This window comes from Paenibacillus gyeongsangnamensis, from assembly GCF_027533625.1.
In the GTDB taxonomy this organism is placed as follows: Bacteria; Bacillota; Bacilli; order Paenibacillales; family NBRC-103111; genus Paenibacillus_G; species Paenibacillus_G gyeongsangnamensis.
This window is the reverse complement of record NZ_JAQAGZ010000046.1, coordinates 1-23,032: the sequence shown is the minus strand read 5'-3', so window position 1 is coordinate 23,032 and position 23,032 is coordinate 1. Positions and strand designations below refer to the sequence as shown.

At 45.7% G+C, this 23,032-nt stretch carries 22 protein-coding genes, 1 tRNA gene and 2 rRNA genes; 3 read left to right on the top strand and 22 right to left on the bottom strand.

Annotated elements, in window-relative coordinates:
- Window positions 1-297: 297 nt before the first annotated feature.
- Complete coding sequence (gene map, locus O9H85_RS36185) at window positions 298-1,041, bottom strand: type I methionyl aminopeptidase (RefSeq protein ID WP_269886196.1); 744 nt, start codon at window positions 1,039-1,041, stop codon at window positions 298-300.
- Between the two features lie 161 nt (window positions 1,042-1,202).
- Between map and O9H85_RS36180 the strand changes: the two genes are divergently transcribed.
- A complete protein-coding gene (locus O9H85_RS36180) occupies window positions 1,203-1,385 on the top strand; it encodes a hypothetical protein (RefSeq protein ID WP_269886195.1) in 183 nt (60 codons plus the stop codon).
- Window positions 1,386-1,516: 131 nt separating this feature from the next.
- On the opposite strand, the gene O9H85_RS36175 is transcribed toward O9H85_RS36180, so the two are convergent.
- From O9H85_RS36175 to O9H85_RS36125, 11 genes are all read right to left on the bottom strand, one after another.
- Window positions 1,517-1,660 (bottom strand): small acid-soluble spore protein P, encoded by a 144-nt coding sequence (locus O9H85_RS36175; RefSeq protein ID WP_269886194.1) that lies wholly within the window; start codon window positions 1,658-1,660, stop codon window positions 1,517-1,519.
- A gap of 15 nt (window positions 1,661-1,675) precedes the next feature.
- On the bottom strand, window positions 1,676-1,861 hold the full coding sequence (locus tag O9H85_RS36170) for a hypothetical protein (RefSeq protein ID WP_269886193.1): 186 nt from the start codon (window positions 1,859-1,861) through the stop codon (window positions 1,676-1,678).
- A gap of 18 nt (window positions 1,862-1,879) precedes the next feature.
- Complete coding sequence (locus O9H85_RS36165) at window positions 1,880-2,227, bottom strand: hypothetical protein (RefSeq protein ID WP_269886192.1); 348 nt, start codon at window positions 2,225-2,227, stop codon at window positions 1,880-1,882.
- Window positions 2,228-2,436: 209 nt separating this feature from the next.
- Entirely contained in the window at window positions 2,437-4,122 is a 1,686-nt protein-coding gene (locus O9H85_RS36160; protein WP_269886191.1) for an APC family permease, read from the bottom strand.
- A 975-nt stretch (window positions 4,123-5,097) separates the two neighbouring features.
- Window positions 5,098-5,463: a hypothetical protein gene (locus O9H85_RS36155; protein ID WP_269886190.1), complete on the bottom strand. Its 366-nt coding sequence runs from the start codon at window positions 5,461-5,463 to the stop codon at window positions 5,098-5,100.
- 265 nt (window positions 5,464-5,728) lie between these two features.
- Window positions 5,729-6,382 carry a hypothetical protein gene (locus O9H85_RS36150; RefSeq protein WP_269886189.1) on the bottom strand — a complete coding sequence of 218 codons (654 nt, stop codon included), beginning with the start codon at window positions 6,380-6,382 and terminating at the stop codon, window positions 5,729-5,731.
- A 34-nt stretch (window positions 6,383-6,416) separates the two neighbouring features.
- The gene (locus O9H85_RS36145; protein ID WP_269886188.1) at window positions 6,417-7,052 is read right to left on the bottom strand and encodes a hypothetical protein; all 636 of its coding nucleotides are present in this window, start codon (window positions 7,050-7,052) and stop codon (window positions 6,417-6,419) included.
- 723 nt (window positions 7,053-7,775) lie between these two features.
- Window positions 7,776-8,345, bottom strand: a complete 570-nt coding sequence (locus O9H85_RS36140; protein WP_269886187.1) for a hypothetical protein — start codon at window positions 8,343-8,345, stop codon at window positions 7,776-7,778.
- A 229-nt stretch (window positions 8,346-8,574) separates the two neighbouring features.
- On the bottom strand, window positions 8,575-9,144 hold the full coding sequence (locus O9H85_RS36135) for a recombinase family protein (RefSeq protein WP_269886186.1): 570 nt from the start codon (window positions 9,142-9,144) through the stop codon (window positions 8,575-8,577).
- A 188-nt stretch (window positions 9,145-9,332) separates the two neighbouring features.
- The gene (locus O9H85_RS36130; RefSeq protein WP_269886185.1) at window positions 9,333-9,950 is read right to left on the bottom strand and encodes a hypothetical protein; all 618 of its coding nucleotides are present in this window, start codon (window positions 9,948-9,950) and stop codon (window positions 9,333-9,335) included.
- Window positions 9,951-10,293: 343 nt separating this feature from the next.
- Window positions 10,294-10,812 carry a hypothetical protein gene (locus O9H85_RS36125; protein WP_269886184.1) on the bottom strand — a complete coding sequence of 173 codons (519 nt, stop codon included), beginning with the start codon at window positions 10,810-10,812 and terminating at the stop codon, window positions 10,294-10,296.
- Between the two features lie 464 nt (window positions 10,813-11,276).
- On the opposite strand from O9H85_RS36125, the gene O9H85_RS36120 reads away from it, so the two are divergent.
- Together O9H85_RS36120 and O9H85_RS36115 are read left to right on the top strand one after the other, a co-directional pair.
- Entirely contained in the window at window positions 11,277-11,657 is a 381-nt protein-coding gene (locus O9H85_RS36120) for a hypothetical protein (protein ID WP_269886183.1), read from the top strand.
- Window positions 11,658-12,188: 531 nt separating this feature from the next.
- Entirely contained in the window at window positions 12,189-12,605 is a 417-nt protein-coding gene (locus tag O9H85_RS36115) for a DinB family protein (RefSeq protein WP_269886182.1), read from the top strand.
- Between the two features lie 918 nt (window positions 12,606-13,523).
- Here the strand turns inward: O9H85_RS36115 and O9H85_RS36110 are convergent.
- The 10 genes from O9H85_RS36110 to O9H85_RS36065 all read right to left on the bottom strand — a co-directional run.
- On the bottom strand, window positions 13,524-15,059 hold the full coding sequence (locus O9H85_RS36110; RefSeq protein ID WP_269886181.1) for a hypothetical protein: 1,536 nt from the start codon (window positions 15,057-15,059) through the stop codon (window positions 13,524-13,526).
- Window positions 15,060-15,253: 194 nt separating this feature from the next.
- A complete protein-coding gene (locus O9H85_RS36105) occupies window positions 15,254-16,303 on the bottom strand; it encodes a tyrosine-type recombinase/integrase (RefSeq protein WP_269886180.1) in 1,050 nt (349 codons plus the stop codon).
- Between the two features lie 145 nt (window positions 16,304-16,448).
- A tRNA-Ser gene (locus tag O9H85_RS36100) sits at window positions 16,449-16,538 on the bottom strand.
- A gap of 47 nt (window positions 16,539-16,585) precedes the next feature.
- A complete protein-coding gene (gene serS / locus O9H85_RS36095) occupies window positions 16,586-17,866 on the bottom strand; it encodes a serine--tRNA ligase (protein ID WP_269886179.1) in 1,281 nt (426 codons plus the stop codon).
- 11 nt (window positions 17,867-17,877) lie between these two features.
- Window positions 17,878-18,450, bottom strand: coding sequence for a pyridoxal 5'-phosphate synthase glutaminase subunit PdxT (pdxT, locus tag O9H85_RS36090; protein WP_269886178.1), 573 nt, complete (start codon window positions 18,448-18,450; stop codon window positions 17,878-17,880).
- 39 nt (window positions 18,451-18,489) lie between these two features.
- Complete coding sequence (gene pdxS, locus O9H85_RS36085; protein ID WP_269886177.1) at window positions 18,490-19,371, bottom strand: pyridoxal 5'-phosphate synthase lyase subunit PdxS; 882 nt, start codon at window positions 19,369-19,371, stop codon at window positions 18,490-18,492.
- A 118-nt stretch (window positions 19,372-19,489) separates the two neighbouring features.
- Complete coding sequence (locus O9H85_RS36080) at window positions 19,490-20,821, bottom strand: D-alanyl-D-alanine carboxypeptidase family protein (RefSeq protein ID WP_269886197.1); 1,332 nt, start codon at window positions 20,819-20,821, stop codon at window positions 19,490-19,492.
- A 119-nt stretch (window positions 20,822-20,940) separates the two neighbouring features.
- Window positions 20,941-22,398 carry an IMP dehydrogenase gene (guaB, locus tag O9H85_RS36075; protein ID WP_269886176.1) on the bottom strand — a complete coding sequence of 486 codons (1,458 nt, stop codon included), beginning with the start codon at window positions 22,396-22,398 and terminating at the stop codon, window positions 20,941-20,943.
- Window positions 22,399-22,572: 174 nt separating this feature from the next.
- A 5S ribosomal RNA gene (gene rrf, locus O9H85_RS36070) occupies window positions 22,573-22,689 on the bottom strand.
- Window positions 22,690-22,840: 151 nt separating this feature from the next.
- A 23S ribosomal RNA gene (locus tag O9H85_RS36065) occupies window positions 22,841-23,032 on the bottom strand; the annotation flags it as partial.

Genomic DNA, 23,032 nt, shown 5'->3' with positions numbered 1-23,032 from the left:
ACAATGAAGTCATCCACATGATCGATGTAATCAATTAATTCCGCATCAAAACCGAGTGTGTTATAGTAGTGGTAGGGCAGCAGTTCAAGCTGCAAGTCCATAAAAATGCACCTCGCGTATGGTTTGATGTTGGTAGGGGTACCTTCATTTTACCATTTCTCGCTTCGGTGCATTTTTGTTTTTATGCTATTTTATGAGCTTTTTGAACAGGCTCTATAAGCTGCAAAAATTTATAAAGTCTTATCAACTAATAAGAGCCTGGCTTCTCATGAAGCAGGCTCTTTGTTTTTTACTCCTCTATTCGGTTAATATCATAGGGCCATCCTTCGTAATAGCCACCGTATGCTCAAATTGCGCCGACAAGCTGCCGTCCATCGTCCTAGCCGTCCAGCCGTCGAAATCAATGAACATTTCCAGCTTGCCCTGATTGATCATCGGCTCGATCGTAAAGACCATGCCTTCCTTCAGCAGAATGCCTTTGCCCGGCTTGCCCGCATGCACAATGGTTGGCTCTTCGTGCATCGAGCGGCCGATTCCGTGGCCCACCAAGTCGCGAACAACCGAAAAGCCCGCCCCCTCCGCATGGGACTGAATGACATGCATGATATCGCCCATCCGGTTGCCGGGGACCGCCTTCGGAATACACATATCCAGACATTCCTTGGTAACGCGGACAAGGCGCTCAGCTTCCGGAGAAAGCTTACCCACAGCGTACGTATAGCAAGTATCCGCATGCCAGCCTTTGTATTTACATACGATGTCCATCTTGACGATGTCGCCTTCCTGCAGCGGTCTATGATCCGGAAAGCCATGGGCTATCACATCGTTAACCGATGCGCAGGTTGCCGCGGGGAAGCCTTTATACCCTTTTGTGACCTGCTCCGCTCCATGCTTCGTAATGAAAGCCTCGGCAAAATCGTTGATCTGCATTGTGGTCATCCCGGGCTTGATCATCGCCCCGGTTTCTCTGTGGCACTCCGCCAAAATTTGACCGGCGTGGCGCATGAGAGCCATTTCTTCCGGCGTTTTCAAAATAATCATCTTCCGTTACCTCCCGGCACATTAGAGCAAGATTACTTCATTGTACGCCAGTTGAAATAAAAATTCACCTTTTTGACCATCCTTTTAAGAAGAATATTCTCTTTTATTATACTTCGTGGTAGAATTAATAATGAATCTAATAACGACGAGGTGTCAACTTCATGCCTTTGAATAGTCGGTATTATGTAATTTACGATGAATTCTCTATCTCGATTTGCACCGTGCTTGACGATGTGTTCGACGCATTGGCAGGGGGATCCAGTCTTTACGGGTACACCGATGATGAGGAGATCGCACAGAATATGCTGGCCGAATGCTTTAATGGGCTTGAAAAACAAAAATAGTAGTATCGTAGTATCCTAATGTAATATAAAAACGACAATTTCTTACAAAAGGTTAGAGTATTGTTCTAGCTATAGGATAAGCACCAGCGGCCAAGACCCTAATCCTTATCCTATAGACTAGCATGAATAAATCAGCCCTCGCCGTTGTTTTGACGGGAATGATTTTGATTCTTTACCTTCTTGGAACCGGATAGCGGTTCGTTGTTAGGCCCGTGCCCGCGTTGAGTATGTCTGCCGCTCGGAGGATTAACGGGCTGCGGGATATCTTTTGGCATCGCTTGGTCTCCTCTCTACACTTCTTTGTCCGTCAGGATGGAATCATTCGTCGTCTTATCATGATTCAGCGCATCCTGATGCCGATGGTCATTGGTTTGCTGCTGCACCTGCTGGGCTTGATGGCTTGTCACGGCCGTTTTCTCGAGGTCTTTCACGACGTTCTGCAGGTTTTTGTCCACATTGCTATGGTTTCGCGTCATCGTACTGATCCTCCTGTCTTAGCCGCTGGTTACGGCATGCAGCTGTTGGGCGCACTCATGAATGTGCCGGACATAATCATCCGCCAACGTTTGAATCGTATTGGTTCGCTCATCTACGCTGACCCCGTCACACTCAACATCAATCAGTTCCACCTGCACCTCACGCGAATCTACATAAGTGCATTTGAAATCAAAGCTGTAATTGCTGTGACCCGCCGTCGCAATATGAACTCTCAGTACGTTCTCTTGCGCTTCATCTGCCCTTACTTCGGCGTGATCGGATTGGCTCAGAACGATCGGCATCGTCCTCTCCCAGGCTTCGGCCAAGGCGGATCCCGCCAATTGAAGCGTCTCGGTTCTGCTCATCTCATAACACCTCCACGCTATTAAAATGCGATGCCGCCGCCCTCTTTATACCATGGCCCCAACGTCAAAAAAAGCCATGCCGGTCCTTCCGAAGCTTATCCTCCGACGAACCCCGTTTCTTATCCCGCCGGCCTGCTCCACGGCAAAAAACGACCCTTACGGATCGTTTGTTATTTTTGGGACGGCGATTGCCATTTACAACTCTTTTCTTATTGCTGAAGGTGATAAGGAACGGTCGTAATGATAACGTCCTTATGCCTGAATAACCAAGCACGCAGGAGCAGCGCGCTTTGATTATGGAGGATATGATGCCACCATTTTCTCGGGATGAATTGGGGCACGATGATATGGATATGGTCCGGCTTGCCCCCCTCCCATCTTTCCAAGGTCTGAATGAAACGTGAAATCGGTTCAAGAATCGATCGGTACGGGCTTTTGAGTGTAATTAATCTGCAAGGATTTCCCCATTCTTCCCACTTGTGTTCCATCTTATCGATGGATTCATCGTCAAACCCTACATAAACCGCTATCACCTCGGTACCCAAGCTTTTCGCAAACGTCACCGTATTATTGACGACACGGTGTACCCCCGATACCAGCACGATGGAAATGATGCGATGCTGGGTGGGACGCGTTTGTTTGGGATCGATCCTCAGTTCCATTGCGATTTGATTGTAATGCTTTTTAACGAGGTTCGAGAACGCGATAATTAAAGGGAGTACAATCAGAACAACCCATGCACCATCCACAAATTTAGTTACGGCAAAAATAACTGCCACAACCGCCGTAATGATCGAGCCAATAAAGTTGATCGCAAATTTCGATGCCCAATGAGGTCCTTTTACTCTTTTCCATCGGCGAAGCAAACCGACTTGCGCAACGGTAAAGGATAGGAAAACTCCGATCGCATACAGCGGTATGAGTGCGTTCGTTTGGGCATGGAACGTAATAATAAGAATACTCGCTAATCCGGCTAACACAAAAATTCCGTTGGAGTATCCTAAACGGTCTCCACGATTGGTTAAGGCGCGGGGCAAAAAACCGTCGGCTGCCACGATCGCGCTCAATTGAGGAAATCCCGTGAAAGTCGAGTTCGCTGCCAATATCAATACAACGAAGGTAGACCAGATAATGACTTGATATATGGCTCCATGCCCAAAATAACCTTCTGCCAATTGCGATAGCATGGTGTTATTCGGATCGGGAGCAACACCCTTTACGTAGAGATGGTATGCGAAACCAAACAAGGTGACCCCTGTAAGGATGCCTAGGGCGATATAAGTTTTTATCGCGCTTTTTTGTTTAGGCTCCCGAAAAATGGGCACTGCATTGGAAATCGTTTCAATCCCCGTCAGAGCCGAGCAAGCCGAGCTGAACGCTTTCAGTATCAACAAAGTCGTTAAACCTTGTGGAAAGGTACCGAATGGAGGCGTGGTGTCCTGTACAAAGCCATGCTGCAAATCGTCCAAAAAGCCGTTAATAATCAGGAAAAGCATACATGCCATGAATAGGAACGTGGGCCAAGCGAAAATAACCGCGGATTCAGCGACACCGCGTAAATTGATCATCACCAGGATAAAAACACAAACAATAGCCAACATGGTTTCATATGGCCGAACAGGCGGATACGCGGATGAAACGGCTTCTACCGCTGCGGAAACGGAAACGGCAACGGTAAGTACATAGTCAACCAATAAGGAGCTGGAGGCCAATAACGAAGGCCAATGATTCTTGAAATTATCTTTCGCTATTGCATAAGCCCCGCCACCGGTAGGGTATGCCGTCACGCCCATAATATACGATAGGATCAGAATTCCAAGCAAAGCTACCGTTGCCGTGGTTATAGGTATGATTAACCATTTAGCGGAAGAACCTAGACCGATCAGTTCGGTCATTCCAGACTCCGGCCCATATGCGACCGACGAGTAAAGATCCGCAGAGAGGATCGGCAGTGCCAGCATCCAAAAAATTTTGGTATGCTGAGCATGCAGCTCTTTTGTCCGCATGGGCCGGCCAATAAAAACTCTTTTAATGTTCGTGAAATTGGCGAACGAATACCAGATGCCAATCAACGCCAAGATGATGAAAACCGCTTCAATGATTCTCGCTACATGAAAATGTCCATGCACATCGATCACTTCCCATACTCTTATTCGGTAGTAGCCGTTTACCCGGGTCACTCCCATATCATTTGCCGTGGATTAACTTTCCATACCTATGAAATCTAATCCGTTGAGGCAAATGAACCACCTCTCGTCATGGCCGAATAAAACACATCTTGTAGGTTCTACTTTTTGATGACATTTCTCTCTTTTTCAATGTACCGGATATTCCAGTATTTTGATATAGTTAAAATTCAATCAACCGTTTAGCATGGTGTGGGGTGAACCGAAGCCTCGCTCATCCCAACTGCTCGCTCTGCAACAAAAAAACGACCCTGAAGGGTCGTTGTTATTTTTGATATATGGCGGAGAGGGTGGGATTCGAACCCACGGTAGCCTCACGACTACGGCGGTTTTCAAGACCGCTAAGACGTTCGAAATCCCGTGAACCCACACCACGACTACATCTTTCACGATTTTACCGTTCTTTACGTCGGCGGTCTGGAATATTGCGTTCTTTATGGAAAGTGACCGCTAGATTTCTTCATTAGAATACATCAGCTACGACACTACTTACAAGATAATTGCCATGGTAGTTTTTACCGAACAAGTTGGAGACAATATCGTTTGAAGGACACATGATACACGCTGACCATTTCGTCTGACTTCTGGACAGTATCGTCCGTCATGCCCGATTACGATGAACGCAAGGATTGGCTCATGGTATACGGAGCGAATTTAATTCTAGTTTCGGCTTTCCTGTTATGATTAGTCACTCAATGGAACGTACGCCTGAATGATTGGCTCCCCACGTTTTCTTTTTGCAGCCGCTCGGTGTATCCCATCCACAACTTCATACAGTCCGCTTGAATATTTACATCCGAGTACAATTGGAGGAATTGCTGATTGGTCTTGCACAAAATAGTCAGCAACTCGGGTATCAGTGGAATTATGTTCGAATGAGCCGTGTTCCCTCTCTAAGTCATCAAGAGGTATTTCTTGAAGACGGTACCACTTGTATTTCAAAATCCGTCTATTTAAGTTTTCTTTATCGATTGACAGCCGGCTTTTATGAATGAGCAATACCTGTTCAGCAACTGCTGAAGATGGCACTTTATCACTGCTGTTTACCATTGAGTCTATCTCCTCTTAAAATCATTTCGTTTCGTATGATACTGATTAGAAATGCCCCACGAAGTTTTGAAAACTGCAAAAATATTTAAAACGAAATCGGCAAATTAACAGGTAACGTTCTGTACATGAGTGGGGCATCACGCGGCGTTCAATGACGAATCATTGACGTTCACGGCTCGGAGATATGGTGGGAATATGTGTGTCAATCTAGGCGTATAAGGATATAAAGGGTACGTCTCTCTTACGAAGGGGTGGCATGGGTAGGCTATGAAGTACTTTGGTTTATCTGTTCATGAATTAAGTTCAATGAGGCTCTAATTATAACTCCTCTAAGTTGTTCATGTGTAATCGACATTTCAAAATAACGATTTTCTTTACTGTCTTTTTTAAACTCTCGTAGATTTATTGATTCTAAGAAATTATTTTCATTCGAATCACTAAACAATGAAGTATGATACTCTAATCCATGAGAAAATTCATTTCTGATTGAGTAAAATATTCGTGAAATTATGTCTATCGGCAATTCAGAATTGTTGTTGAATCTTTTATCGACTATTGACCTCTTCAGATATTTTACCAGTAGGTCGTTGTCCGCTTTACTTAAATATGTTCTAAAGAACTTAAGAATAACCCCTAGTTTATCCACCTTCTCAGAATCTATTTCCGGGTTCTGTATGTACTCATACGACTCAATTAAAGCCATCCACATGAAAATCTGAAAACTCCTATTGCCTAACCTATGGGAAAATGTAAAGTCCGTGAATGAAATTGTACGTGCAAGTTGGTTTACTAATCGTCTTGGGAAGACATTTATGTCAGTTAAATTGTAGCATCTGTTAAGAAAATCTATAGCTTTACCATTATCATTAAAATATTGAGTATAAAAAACAATGTAATCTTCATTTATTGGATAATCCAATTGAACTTTCTCCTCCCCTATATTTGCCCGTGTCTCAAACATCACGGTTCTTATATATAATTTCAATATCAGGTTTCTTCATCTGAATATAATATTGCATCACCTTGTTTTTTAATTTAAGCAATAATGCCACAGCTTTACTGAGATTCCTTAGAGATCTGCTTAAATTCTTGCCGTCACCTAAATATTTATAGGTGCTACTCATCGAAATTAGATCGGAAAACAGAGCTCGCTCTGATCCATCAATTCGATCAAAAAGTTCAAATTTGTTATTTTTATTTTTTCTTATTGATTGGATTAAATCTTTATTATCTATTTTTGGGTAATGAAATGAATTATTTCTGAAGCTATTGAGATTATTGTACAGAATTCCATTGATACAGTTTATAAACTGATTAAATATCTCTTGGTCGTCTGCATTAAACTTCGTTATAAAAGTCTTTATCTCCTCAAACTGTAAGGAATGACCAAAAAAATCAAATGCCTCCTTCAAGTGTGATGAAGCTAATCTAAAGTAGTACTGTGTTAATGCTGAATGCCCTTCTTTATCAAGATGATGTAGGACTTTTGAATTCGTATATAGGATATCATTACAAATAGCATAGAATTGTATCACCCATCTTGACACTAAATCATTCTCATCAAAGATTTGACCAAATTTTAAATCCACACAATCACCTACTAACTTAGTCTTGCCCTATATTTTACCATATTCATCTTGACGACTTACGTTTTTCTTACTTTAGCGTATATCGTTGAACGTGGAACGCCCGTCTTACTGGATATTTCGTTGACGCTAACTCCCTTATCTTGCCGAGCGTGATACAGGTCGCCGCCGTTTTTTAGAAGCCGCAAACCGTTGGTACGCCTAACAACTATGCCGCACGGATGATATATGCTGTACAGACTATATGTAACTATGCCACGCGGACTAAATGTGATTAGCCGTCTCGCCGCCTGATCACGTACGATCACGTAAGGGTCACGATGGATCTCGTACCGTCACCACGAACCAACGTAGACCCCCACGTTTTCAAAATTTGCAAAAAAATTTTTTGCGGCATTTTCGTAATCGGCACGTCAACAGCCGCAAAAACGGGGTGGGGGCGGGGTGGCAACGTCTGGCAACGTCGATGGATCGGGGTCGGCGTTTTTGAAACGAATGTGTGCGTTACACTAGGCGAATAGCTCTGTGGGGTGCCGTCGCTCATGCTGACCAGTGGCAGGGGGGTACGTTGGGGAACATGAAAAGACGAACTGATCGTCTCAGTACGTCTGCTTAGGGTTGACTCCGTATTGCTGCATATGATTAGCACGACAATGTGACGTTAAGTCGCTGCTCGCCGTCTATTTCGGCGGGTTGTTTTAGATTCCGTTTATTTATGCTCCTCAGTCAGTCAGATGAATTCAAAAGAGAATCTGATTCGTTATAGCCTATATAACATTTGATTTCATTATTTACATTCTGTTTTGCTAATGCAAGTAATCTATGATTTCCATCTTGGACAAATGGCTCAACCATATGCCATTGCAGTATAGTGACATAACGTAATTCATCTTTAAATGACCCATTTTGAAGAGCATTGTATATGCCATCTACCCTGTTATAATGATCGGTATATGGAGGCGAGTTTAGGGTATGCAATCGTTCTAATCCATTACGAAGGGACTTGTCATTGGTGTGATTGGGGTCTCTGGTGCTATTGGTTAAGTGCAATACCCAATCTGCACATGGATACATTGAGATTCTTAATAAGTCTTTTACTAAGATATCTCCTTTAATCCATTTTTTTCTGTCCTGATACCGAATTTTTTCATCTGTAAAGTGTTGATCATCAGGATCTCCATTTTTGCTTACATATGACTGTTTCACGATTTCTATCACTTCTTCAGAAGAACTTGGCTCTTCATTTTTTACATATTTTCTAATTTCTTTATAATTGGCATAACACAAATTACGCATATTATTTATCCCTTCCCAATTAAGTTACTTTATTATCACGAACCAAACTCAACAATTTTTACACTCTTCTGCCCGTTATACCGAACGTTCGCCTTCCGTAATCAACACGGGGCTACCCCACCGTCCGAGGTTCGGGTTCTGCCGTCCACATTCATATTACACGAGGCGTATACGTATGTAAAAGTGCCGTCGCTCTTGGTTGGCGGCGGCTGGGGTACTGTTATACAGTTTAGGTAATCGCCTGTTCCTTTACCTTAGCGTAGATTGTTGACCGAGGAACGCCTGTCATCGACGAGATCTCATTGACGCTAAGACCGTTCTCTGCACGTGCAGCGTACAGTCCCAACGCCTTCTTGACCTGCTTTTCGTCCTGCCCTTTCCGCCCCATATGTGTTCCCTTGGCTTTGGCACGTTCTCTGCCTTCCGCTGTCCGCTCGTTGATCAAGTCCCTTTCGAACTCCGCTACGGCACCCAACATCGTGAACAGCAGCTTACCGGCTGGTGAAGACGTGTCGATGTTGTTATTCAGCACGACCAGATGGATACCACGTTCCTCAAGCTGCTTGGCAATCCAATGTAAATCAAACGTGCTACGAGCGAGCCTGTCCAGTTTAGTGACGACCAAGGTGTCACCCCGACGTAGATACGCCAGTGCATTTTTTAATTCCGGGCGATCCGACTTGCCGCCGGATTCCTTTTCCATAAAAACCTTCGTGCAGCCATGTTGTTTCAAAGCGTCCCGTTGCAAATCCAGCTTCTGATCTCGTGTTGAGACACGTGCGTACCCGACCATTTCCATGCTGTTCGTCTCCCGTCTAGATGTCTAAGTAACTTCTGTACATTATATTCTAGACTAAGTTATAGACGTTTTCAAGTATGTAAATGGACGAAATAATTGGACACATGCCAGTACGTCCAGAAGTATTAACTTCTAGACGCCAGCCTGATGACTTATCTGTTGCAGTGCATGAAAAAAGCCCTTAAGGTTCATCGACCCCCCCTGGGCGTCATTTTTTTGTTGTATTTGAAGATTGCACTTTTATTGACGTATAGTTCATGTCTGAGATCATCGACAGTCTTTTTCACATGCTCATAGAATGGATGTAAATTTGCTTCACTGTAATTGATTCGTTCTATAACTTCGCCATGAACCACGTCTGCAATTGACCTCTCCCAAATCTCAACAAACCTGTATAGGTTCTCAAAATACTGCATCGTTTCAGGCAGGACACATGAGTTTTGTTCCGAAAATAAATCAAGCATCTTCTTATATTTTGGTAAAACTTTTTCTATAAACAAATTATTATCGTAGGCGATAGATCGGTTTATATAATCAGTTCTTTCAAGTTTCGGTACATACTCAATTTCGTTTTGTGAAAGAATTTCATTCTCCTTTTTGAATACATCTTCTCTCAAATGTCTGTGAGCATCGATATAGGCAATGCAAGCTAATAATGGTGCGTACAAGTTATCTAACTGCCTTTCAATAAAGTTTAATCTCCGTTGGAATCGATATTGAACAAAAGTGAAGTATATCGCTATCATACCAACGACTGGTGTAATAAAGGGTGCGAACGGTAATATGTAATTTTTTATCCAATCCATGTAATGTCCCCCTTCCTCACCCATTATACATAATCTCGAACAGACAGTCCGAAAAATGTCATACACGCCGCGGCTTTAACTCGTAGACCAATTCGTAAAATCCACGTACAGCAATACTTTAACGTGTTAAAGCACGCCAGAGAACGGGGTCCGAGGTTTCGTGGGGATGACGTTCGCTGACGTAACATCTTGATGGGAACGTTCCACTAACGGTTGCTAACATGCTTGCAGCTGTAGATACGCCGAGTTATCGGCATCATACTTTTAGCGTACGTTTTGACGACGTAAATAAAAAGACGGCTGCTGCAGCAACCGCTTTCCCGCTATCGTTCTCCGAGGGAGTTTAGTAAATCACAACAGCTTTGTCATAAAAGGTTTGGTAAGTTTTCTCATAATCTGTAGTTTTCCAGTTACCCACAAATTCAGTACCTTCATATAAAGAAACTTTGTTATTATTCATTAAACAAATACTATTAGCATATGTAAGGGACAAACCAATGTTAGGATAATTTTTTAGCAATAACATAACCTTTGATCCCTTTTTGGGAAATTCAAATCGGACACCAGAAAGGTTAATAATATCTTTACGATAAACCCTACTTAAGACAATTTCTTTTTGGGTTAGTACTCCTTTTAGGACGGTTTCAACTGATATTGTAACTTCCCTGTAGTTCTCTTCATACTTTCTTTTCTTAATGATTCCTATAAGAATATGGTCGGAATTTTTAATCATGTCTTGAGGTGAATAAATAGTCATTTTAGCGTTTAATGTAGGTAATAAAGGATTTAACAATGTTAGACAAATAACCAGTATAAAACCTATTCCAGTTTTCCTCATAATTCCACTCCAATCAATTGGCATATGACATAATATTCCCATTGGTGTTAGAACTAAATAATATTAAGATTTCTGCCAGATAGCTTAATGACAAAATCAAAATGAACTTTAAATAGAGCCTAAATCCTTGGCGTCAGATTCGCATATAACTGGCGGCGAACCGTCTAATTCACGCGACCGTGGGATGGCACGTTAGCTTGTGTAAGGATCGTTGATCCTGCTGCGGCATAACGTCGTCAACCAGGACGGCGTGTCACGTTATCAATATCGTTCGGGTACGACGTGGGTCAACGTTAGGGGATCTGAAAGCGGGCATGTATAAGTGAGCAACGATAGCACTTCGGCTAACGTTGCAAGCCTATTACTGTAACGGAGATTACGTATAATACATTGTGTTCATTATTGATAAGTAAGTAAGCTGTTTTCGTAAAGATTGTTACTATTTGGTATAATAAAATGGCTATGTTGGGCAAAGGAAGGTGAAAGAAATGGGATGGAACAGAACATCACTTTTTGTTTTTCTGTTTTGTATGTTTTTGATAATTGGATGTAGTAATCAAAAGGAATTACCGCTACCGTCTTCTGCAAAGACAACAGATATTCAAAATGTAATTTATATTCCTTTTCCTTACTTCGAGAATACACCAGCAAAAGGAGAAGGTTGGGTACTAAGTAGAAATGCAAATGGTTTTTTTATCGTGCAAGTTCTAAATGATGGAAAAGCAGTTGCGACATTCCCCGTAAATGAACCGGAAAGTCAAAGGGTAAATGAATCTATCAGATTAGGTGGACACAAATACTCTGTAATTAAAATAACCACGTACAACGACAATGTTTCAGGTATTGTTACACTTAAACAATTGAACTAACGAAAACGTTAGTCAAAATAAAAACGCCCAAGGGTTCGTCCCCAGAGGCGTTTTTACGTATTCCCGTTATTCGTCGACCACAAACTGACACGTACGTTTCAAGAAGTAGCTGCCGTTTATCTACTGCGTGTGCTTCTCGATGATGCCGCCAACGTCCAGCAGCTAGTCGTATTGATATACCGTGACGTGCAGCTGTCGTAACATGGCGTCATAAGCTGGCTACTGGTCGTCAGCAGCTTCGTATTCAGCCGCTTCACTTGCGTTACCCCCGTTTAAGCACCGTATAAGCCGCTGATAAGCCGTTTTAGATACGTTCGGCATCGGTCGATAATATCCCTGCTGGACGGCTTCTGACGGCTTAGAATGGCTGCTAACAAGCTAGAAAACCCGCTCCAGTCGTACGAACGGGCAGGATATTGAAATAAGAACCGCAATCGATAAGAAATTAGATCTGCCTCTGTGTTGTATAATAGTATTGCGGAGACATAGTAGTCGGGAGAATCTACATGAGACGAAACGGAGGAAAACTGAGTGGAAACACTCTCTTTGCTTGAAGCTTTATCCCAAGTCAGGCGATACCAATTCGCACAGATAGACGGGCTTCCTGCTGAAAGGCGGATAGTCATTCCCAAAGGATTTCGCAACCATCTGCATTGGCAATTGGGACATAACATTGTCGAAACGGATAATCTTTTGTTTAAACTGACTGGAGAACGCCAACTCCCAACGGCTTTTCAATATTATTTTGCTAATGGCACCTCACCGAAGGCGTGGATTGGCGAACCTCCATCCTGGGATGAACTTACCGAACTGCTTCTGTCCCAATGCGATCAGGTTCGTAATACGATTGAGACCGACAACTATGAATCTGCCCTTCAGCTCGCACCTCATTTGTATCATGAATGGCTCCATGCTGGAATCATCAACGCCATGGTCAAGTTAGTTTGATCTTGCCACGTGAGAAAGTGTATTGCGGACCGGGGAACGGCTTACTACGGCTCCTACGAAGCCACACAGCCCGCTCCAGTGCGTCCCCTACGTCGTTTTCAACGTTGTCTCATTGTACTTGGACAGCTTCTGCCGCAAACGTATTAGGAACCGTCTCGCTGTTTCCCGATGTCCCAACTGTAAGTCGTCGCTGATCTGTTACTGGGATGCGTCAGGCTCATCACGGCACGGCTTTCACGTCCGCCGCGGCTAGAGGACGTCACCAGACTCGCATAGAATGGCTTGCGATTACGGCTAATCAACGTTCTGTAATCAACAGGTCACATCTAGTTACGATTGCATTAGCGTTACAAATCACGTCAGTGAATGTGCTGCTAACGTTCGAGAACGATCTACACGAACGCAAATTACGTGCCCAAAATCGAAATCGTAACGGTGCATGACGCAGAGCATATATGACGTAGAGCATATTTATGACGCAGAGCATAGACCATGGACATCCGTACAAGTACGAAATTGGCTTGTTTCATGTCCGAAATCGAACTCCAAACGTTTTGCCGACCAATAACGTTGTTCTAACGTGTTAAGCGTTATGAGCGTTATAAGCGTTCCAAGTGATCTAACCTTCGGTTGACTTTCGATGTTAGAACATCTCAGTCCCATAGTTAAATATCCTGTTAAAACTGTGAACAAGATGGTCTGTTAAGATCATCGCGTTCTGGGGCGGCGAAGCCAGCCACATTATTATTACGTTATTTGGTCACTAATTTCCTTTAAGGGAAAGACGCTGAAACGCTTGATACACCTGGGTTTTTTTCCGAGTTTACTAAGTTTTATCTAGTAAAAAGGATTACGTCGGAAACAACGACAACTATGTTATTGTCCCCGACTTTGATTCGTTCAGTACGTTCCTACATTTTACAGTTCGTTATTCAGCCATTTCGTCAGTAACGTTCTCATTCTTTTTGACGGAATGTAAATTTGGATCGGCTTTCCTTCACGTACAGCAGAACGGAAAATCCATTGAAGTAAGTCCGACAACGCCAGTAAATCTTCGTCAATCTGAACGTTATGCTGGTAAAAGAAATGTTTCTCAACGGGGTTCATGAAACGGTTCAAACAGAAAGCAAGAACGGTCTTATGCTTGTACTTATTTGTGGCACGTAAGTTGAACGCTGTGAAAGACGCCTTTCCAACCGCACTATTAGCGTTGTTCTTCGGTTCTTCTTTGCCGAAACCGTTGCCTTTCAGTTTGTTCTTGGCATCTTTAAAGGTCGTCCAAAGGAAATTGTCTACACTGGAATTGGTTACGTTCCGATAGTAGTTGTACAGTTCGTTCTTTAACTGTTTAACCTTGGAACTGTTGTGTCCGTTATCGAACCAACTTTTGGACAGTGCCGTTTCTGTGTCTCCAATCTCGTTCTTCTTACCGACGTAAATTTGAATCAACTGGTTAAGGTGCGAACGGTCTTCAGGAACGTCCGACTTTTGCTGTAGCTTGTATCGGTCGGCTTCTTTGACAACTTCACAGTATTCATAACTGACGTTGTGCAGATCGTAATAGTATCGCTGAATCTGACCGTCGAACAGATAAGTCATAATGTACACTTGCTCGAACATATCGAACATCTTTGCAGGAAAGTTCCATAGAAATGCGGTATTATTTACGGAATACAGATTCCCCGCAAGTGCGTAATGCTTGACCTCGTTGTATTTGGTGTTCAGTTTTGGGTCTGCCGTCCAAACAACACGACTATGGGCGTCAATCTCGACTAAACCGCTATTTAGCAAAACGGGGATGTCATCTTTCTTTAGCGTTCCTAAAATTGAGATGACTTCCATTACTTCGTCCACGATTAACGTATAATTCGCCCAACGCAACAAATCCATTAGCTCATCGTCTGCCATCGCAAACAAGGCGTGTGTCGTTGCAATGTCTTCACCGTTGGCGATCAGTTTCTTAAACGATTCCAACTTCGTACCGTGTCCGTGCTTGGTGTCTGGTTCTTTGAAGGCTCGGTTGGTCACGTTAGACTTAATGCGTTCCACTTCGTCGAGGAACGGTGTAACATAGACAAACTTCTGGCTGAGTCCTGCTTCCTGCATAAGTTGGATGGCGTAGCTAGTTTTGACTGTTCCCATCATGCTGTCGATTACGGTTACCTTTTTAGTGTTCACTGAAATCATCTCCTGTTCGTATTTGTGTTTTTGTGCATAAAAAAAGCCGCGGACAACATTCTCAGCGGCATAGTTTGAAGCGGATTGATCCCTCGTCTTTTGTATTGACCTTTGCTGTCCCGTTTCCCCCCTCCTTTTAGCCCAACAAAAAAAGCCGACAGTCACCGTGGACAATCGACCTTGTTCTGGGCAGCAAAAAAGGACGCCAATGGAATCTATCCATCGAACGTCCTGTTCAAAAGCAAAATCATAAATGGACACACTTTGGGCGTCCAATTGTCAAGCAACCTAACAGACAAACTAACACCGTAAGTCGCTTAGTTAGAACAAATGGGCAGACTTCTGCTACCCTATATACTATAATACCATGTCCTATACACTATTTCATTAGGACGTTACTGGTTGCACAGGATCATTCATCCATATGTCACCTACTGCAGTTTTGCCCCACATAAAAACCGCCCTTTCGACTAAGACAACTTGATGAACTTTTCGTATTGCTCACGAACATCATCCGTATTTTGATTTACATATCGATTGACCATTTCCATTGAGGAATGTCCAAGCAATCGGCGTAAAGAAAAAGGGTCTCCTGTAGCTTTGATGTAGCGGGTAGCAAAGGTGTGGCGAAACGTGTGTGGGCTAACACGAACGCCTGTTATTTTTGCCTTTTTACCGATTGAACTAATACGTTTGGTCGCCCAATCTTTGTCCATTGGCTGCCCATACTCGTTAAGAAATAGATTTGCAGCTTGACCATTCTTTTCGTGCCATGCAAGATAAATCGCTAACAATCCTTGCGTTCTCTTCCCAAAATAGACGGTACGTGCTTTACGAGTTTTTGCTGATTCAGCCCTGACTAGTGCCGAACGTTGAGTCAGATCTACTTCGCATGCAAAAATTCTTAAACATTCCCCAATGCGAACTCCCGTATCGAGCAAAAATGAGATGAGTAATGCATCACGTAGTCCTGTAAGAGTCGTCATTTCACAAGATTCAAATAAAGACCTCTCCTGCACCTTTGTGATAATTTGAAATTCTTCCTCTGGTACCTTCAACAGATTTACATTCTCAAATGGAGACTCTTTTAACAATCCCTCGCTCGAAGCCCAATTAAACATTGCTTTGACAGTTCTCAACCTTATGTTTATAGTCGATGACTTCAGTTTCTGAACGGTCAACATATGTGAAATCCATGCACGAACGACATCCCGATTTGGTACAAAATTATCTAGACCGCCGTACTCCAATGCCATAAATCGGCGTAACCAGTTCATGTGCTTCCTATAGTCCTCTAACGTCCGTTCTGCCGCTCCTGCCGCTTGTCGTGCGGTATAGTAACGGTTAAACAGCTTATCTAATGTCCAAACGTCCGGCGGTACGTTCTCCAGTTGTGGGTGCCGTGAGTGTGACGTTTCTAAGACCGATGGAGTCAGGTGGTCTAGAAACCGTTGCGGTACGTCTATGCTGTTCATTCTTTTGCCGCGTTTACGGCTTGTTATGACGCTGTTTTCGTTCATATTATATCCCTCCCATTGACTTTGAACCCAACGGTCACGAGAACGAAAAAACGCAGCTAGACCGCCTAATGAACGGTAGCTGCGTTGAAAGTCTTAAGTCACATAAACGCCGTTATATCAACGTTTTTTGACGTATAGGTATGTATGGCGGAGAGGGTGGGATTCGAACCCACGGAGACCTTGCGACCTCGGCGGTTTTCAAGACCGCTGCCTTAAACCACTCGACCACCTCTCCGGGTGACAAGATGCATTGTATCACAGAACAAAAACGAATATCAAGCGTTAATTTCTGCTGATTTTTAGCACGTTGCCCATGTATGGCTGAAGCACTTCCGGTATCAGCACACTGCCGTCTTCCTGCTGATAGTTCTCGAGAATAGCCGCCACCGTACGTCCCAAAGCAAGCCCTGAGCCGTTCAGCGTATGGACGAACTCCGGCTTCGCCTTCGCGTCGCGGCGGAAGCGGATGTTCGCCCGGCGCGCCTGGAAGTCCTCGAAGTTGGTACAAGACGAAATTTCCCGGTACGATCCGCCGCTCGGGAGCCATACTTCCAGATCATACGTCTTCGCCGCAGAAAAGCCGATATCGCCCGTGCACAGCGTCAATACGCGGTAAGGCAGCTTGAGCAGCTGCAGCACCTTCTCCGCATTAGCCGTCAGCTTCTCCAGCTCGTCGTAGGACGTTTCCGGAGCCGTCAGCTTCACCAGCTCCACTTTGTTGAACTGATGCTGGCGAATCAAGCCGCGCGTATCCCGGCCGGCCGATCCCGCTTCCGAACGGAAGCATGCGCTGAAAGCGACAAAATATTTCGGCAAATCCTCAAGCGCCAAAATATCGTCCCGGTGATAGTTCGTTACCGGCACCTCCGCCGTCGGGATCAAGAAATAATCCGTTCCCTCGACCTTAAACACGTCTTCCTCGAACTTCGGAAACTGGCCGGTACCCAGCAAGCTGTCCCGATTCACGATATACGGAGGCAGCATTTCTTCAAATCCATGCTGATCCGAATGCAGGTCCATCATGAAATTGATCAATGCCCGTTCCAATCGGGCGCCGAGACCCTTATAGAACACAAAACGGGAACCCGTCACCTTCGCCGCCGCTTCAAAATCAAGGATTCCGAGCTGCTGAGCTACTTCCCAGTGAGCCTTCGGCTCAAATGCAAAGGAAGTCACTTCACCGACACGGCGAATCTCGACATTCTCTTCCTCCGTATGACCTACTGGGACGCTCTCATGAGGCACGTTCGGAATGGACATCAGAATCGCATCCAGGTCCACTTCCAGCGACCGAATTTCATCATCCAACGCTTTAATGCGGTCACCGACCACCTTCATCTCCTCAATCAGGTGATCGGCGTTTTCTTTCGCTTTCTTCAGCTGCGCAACTTCCTGGGAAACGACATTCCGACGGTTCTTGAGCTGCTCCACTTCCTGTAGAAGCTCCCGTCTTTTCGTATCGAGTCCAGTGAAGCGGTCCAGCTCCTCGAGGCTGCCCCCGCGGTTCGCCATCCCCGTCTTCACTTTGTCCAAATCACTGCGCAGCAACCTTACATCCAACAAGGAGATCCCTCCTACCTCGTCTTACGTACCATGTCCAGAAAGTATCCATGCATCCGTTCATCATCGGTCAGTTCCGGATGAAACGAGGCCGCCAGCAAATGGCCTTGACGGGCTGCAACGATTTGATCCTTGTATGTTGCGAGCACTTCTACATTCTCCCCTACTTCTTCGATTAGAGGAGCCCGAATAAATACAGCACGTACATCTTTATCGATCCCTTTAATATCCAAATCCGTCTCGAAGCTTTCCCGCTGACGTCCGAACGCATTGCGCGCCACCTTAATATCCATCAGCCCGAGATGCGCTTCCTCCTGTCCGGCGATTTGCTTCGCCAGCACGATGAGACCGGCGCAAGTGCCGAATAGCGGCTTCCCTTGCTCCGAGAATTCTCGAAGAGCGTCTATAAAATCATACGCGCGCATCAGCTTACCGATGGTAGTGCTCTCGCCGCCCGGAATGATCATACCGTCCACGTCCTGCAGCTGCTCCTTACGCTTTACTACCACGCCTTCTGCGCCCGCCTTCTCAATCATGCGGATATGCTCGGCAACCGCACCCTGCAGCGCCAGAACACCTATTCTCATGCGGCTCAACCCTCTTCCCCGCAGCCAAGATACGGCTGGTTACCAGCCGCGGTCCTGCATGCGCTCAGTTGCGTGAAGCTTGGAGATCTCGATGCCTTTCATCGGTGTACCGAGGTTTTTGGAGATATTTGCGATCAGCTCATAGTCCGTATAATGCGTCGTTGCTTCTACGATCGCCTTCGCGAATTTCTCCGGATTGTCCGATTTGAAAATACCGGAACCGACGAACACTCCGTCGGATCCCAGATGCATCATGAGAGCCGCATCCGCAGGCGTAGCTACGCCCCCTGCAGCAAAGTTGACAACCGGAAGCTTGCCGGTTTCATGTACTTGAAGCAGCAGCTCGTACGGTGCGCCCAGGTTTTTCGCTTCCGCCATCAATTCATCCAGCGACATGGCTTGGATTTTGCGGATTTGGCCTACCATCATACGCATATGACGAACGGCTTCGACAATGTTGCCTGTGCCCGGTTCACCCTTGGTACGGATCATGGACGCGCCTTCGCCGATTCTTCTGAGCGCTTCGCCGAGATCCCTGGCTCCGCATACGAAAGGAACCGTGAACTCTCTCTTGTTGATATGGAATACTTCATCCGCAGGCGTCAACACTTCGCTCTCGTCAATGTAATCTACGCCCATGGACTCAAGAATTTTTGCTTCGACAAAATGACCGATCCGCGCCTTCGCCATGACCGGAATGGATACGACCTTCATAACTTCTTCGACGATGGTCGGGTCAGCCATACGGGCTACGCCGCCGGCTGCGCGAATATCGGAAGGCACGCGCTCAAGAGCCATTACTGCGGATGCGCCGGACGCTTCCGCGATCCGCGCTTGCTCTGCGCTCATGACGTCCATGATGACGCCGCCTTTTTGCATTTCAGCCATACCTTTTTTAACGCGGGATGTTCCGGTTTCCATATCCGATTCCTCCTGGACATATCATATCTGTTTAACAAGATCCGAGATCGCTCTCATAAACTAACTAAGCAATAATTTTACATGAACCGACTTAAATATACAACAGGATCATCGGATTTTATCCCTTCTTGACCCCGCTAATCGTGTTCATAAAGAAGTTCTTGATGGCCCGGAAAAACAATCGGATCCAGCTTCCCTTCTCCACATCCTCTGCCGCAATCAAATTCGTCGTCTGCTCTGTTCCCATATACGAGACCTTCACCGTTCCAAGCACTTGTCCCTTGGTAATCGGAGCGACCAGCCTGCTCTCATCGGCCGGCGCAGCGGTAATCTTGAATTGATCCGCCGGAGCGCCCTTCTTCGCTACGACCGTAATGCCGGTTTGGGTAACGACAGGGACCTGCGTGGCTACACCCTTCTTAATATTGACCGTTTTCAAGGAATCTATTTCCGACTTGGCCGTCAGAACCTGCTTCGTTTCGAAGTTGTTAAATCCGTAGTCCAAAATTTTCTTGGACTCTTCAAAACGCTTCGGTTCCGTAGCCGTACCCATGATCACACTGATGAGACGCATACCGTTGCGTTCTGCCGTTGCCGTGAAGCAATACCCAGCCTCGTTCGTATGGCCGGTTTTCAAGCCGTCCAAGCCTGGGTAGGCGTACTTCTTGAAATTCACGTTCGAGCTGTTGCCTTCGATCATCCAGTTCCAGTTGATCATCGGCGTTTTATCCCGATCGCGCAGCTTCAATGAAGGCGTTTTGGTAAAGTCGAGAATCTCTTTGTGGTCCTTAATCAAATTATAGGCTAGGAGGGCGGCATCCTTCGCTGTAAGCATCGTCTCGCCTTGAAGTTCCTTCGGTGCGTATTTTCCGAGGTCCGCTCTGGTCAGTCCGGTAGCGCTTATAAAATGTGCCTGATCCGACAACCCGAATTTTTTCGCTTGGTCATTCATCATCTTCGCGAAATTTTCTTCGGATCCGCCGCCCAACCGTTCAGCCAACGCAACGGAAGCATCATTTGCCGAATAGATCGACATAGCTGAAAACATTTGCTTTACGGTCAACTGCTCGTTTAGAGCGAGTAACCCACCGGAACCAATGACGTCAGCTGCATACTGACTCGTATTAACCATGTCATCCCACTTCAAATTCCCGTTCTTAATCGCCTCGAGGACCAGATACTCGGTCATCATCTTCGCCATACTGGCCGGAGGCAGCGGTTGGTTTTCATTGAACCCATATAAGATCTGGCCGGTGCTGGCGTCCATAAGAATTGCCGATTTCGCCTCCAGCTTCAGTTCCGGTGTTGGAGCTGAGGCAGCGGGCGGATTCGCTGGCGCATCGGCGGCCAGTGAAGTTTGCGGTCGGACAATGGATAAAGATAAGCTAATCGCTAAGAGGGCCGTCGTTACCAATCGAGTACGTTTATTCTGAAAAAACAACCTTCTCACTCCCAGTTCAAATTCTTCTTTCTCCAAACATGCATTTCCTATTGTACCATATGCCTACTTTCTCTTACAAAAAAAGAAACGGAAGCCACGCTTCCGTCTCTCTCTTTCTATAAAATGGATTACAGTGAATAGTTCGGGGCTTCCTTCGTGATTTGCACATCATGCGGATGGCTCTCACGAAGCCCCGCACCGGTAATGCGAATGAAGGAGGTATCATTGATCAGTTCGGGTATGTTATGCGCTCCGCAGTAGCCCATTCCGGATCGGAGTCCGCCGATCAATTGATAAATGGTATCCGCGAGCGGCCCTTTGTAAGGAACGCGGCCTTCGATGCCTTCCGGAACAAGCTTGCTTTCGTTTTCTTGGAAGTAACGATCCTTGCTGCCTTCCTTCATCGCGCCGAGGGAGCCCATTCCGCGGTATACTTTAAACTTACGTCCTTGGAAAATTTCCGATTCACCCGGGCTCTCGTCAGTTCCGGCGAAGAGACTTCCGATCATTACCGCGCTGGCGCCGGCGGCAATCGCTTTTGCCACGTCACCGGAATACTTCACACCGCCGTCTGCGATAATCGGCACGTTATATTCGCGGGCTACCGAAGCGCAGTCATAAATAGCGGTAATTTGCGGTACCCCGATCCCTGCAATGACGCGCGTCGTACAAATCGAGCCTGGACCGATACCGACCTTGACGATGCTCGCTCCGGCTTCGATCAGATCTCTTGTGCCCTCACCCGTAGCAACGTTGCCTGCGCAGATCGGGAGATCCGGGAATTGATCTCTCAGCTTACGAACCGTGTTCAAGATATTGATATGATGCCCGTGCGCCGAGTCCACGACAATCAGGTCGGTACCTGCCTCAACCAGAGCCGCAGCGCGCTCCATCACATCCTTGGAGACGCCTACCGCAGCGCCTACCATCAGGCGGCCATGCTTATCTTTCGCGGAGTTCGGAAACTGGATCGCTTTCTCGATATCTTTAATGGTGATAAGGCCCTTCAGCACATTGTTCTCATCCACCAAAGGTAGCTTCTCGATTTTATGCTTTTGCAGAATGCCTTCCGCTTGCTGCAATGTCGTCCCTACAGGCGCGGTAACGAGATTTTGCTGGGTCATGACTTCTTTGATCTTAATCGAATAGTCATGGACAAAGCGCAGGTCGCGGTTCGTCAGGATCCCGACCAGCTTGTTGCTCTCATCGCAAATCGGAACGCCGGAAATGCGGTATTTGGCCATCAATTCTTCGGCATCATAAACATGGTGCTCAGGAGTGAGGGAAAAGGGGTTTGTGATTACGCCGCTCTCAGAACGCTTTACACGATCTACTTCTTCCGCTTGCTGGGCAATTGTCATGTTCTTGTGGATGATCCCGATGCCGCCTTCTCTTGCCATTGCAATCGCTAAAGCCGATTCTGTAACAGTATCCATCGCGGAACTCAAAAGAGGAATATTCAACTTAACAGCACTAGTCAATTCCGTGGAGATATCAATTTCCTTCCCGAATACTTCAGACTTCCTCGGAACCAGCAGCACATCATCAAACGTCAATCCCTCTTTGACAAACTTAGTTTCCCACACGTTTCATTGTCCTCCTTAAATTCGTACATGCCGAAATTTATTATTGCAATCTTATCAGAAGCCCATTTTTAGTGTCAAGCACAAAGTAATGACAATGTTATCGTTCCACATGGAACAATTTTAAGTCTATAAAAATGAAGAGCCCTCTGGGATTACCCAAAGGACTCTTCACTGGCTTGGCGACGTTCTACTCTCCCAGGACCCTTCGGTCCAAGTACCATCGACGCTGGAAGGCTTAACGTTCGTGTTCGGGATGGGTACGCGTGGTTCCCTTCCGCCATCGTGACCAAACATAAGTATGGCGATGTCCCCGCCAAGGAACATCATGTATTACAGCTCAGAACGACTTGCGCCCTGAAAACTGGATCGAAACATCGTATCTTTCGCTGAGTAATCTTGCTTTCGCTATGCTTCCGATATGGTTTTGCTGTCGCAAAACCTGTAGGATAAGCCCTCGACCGATTAGTATTCGTCAGCTCCACACGTTGCCGCGCTTCCACCCCGAACCTATCTACCTCGTCGTCTACAAGGGGTCTTACATACTGGGAAATCTCATCTTGAGGGGGGCTTCACGCTTAGATGCTTTCAGCGCTTATCCCGTCCGTACTTGGCTATCCAGCCGTGCTCCTGGCGG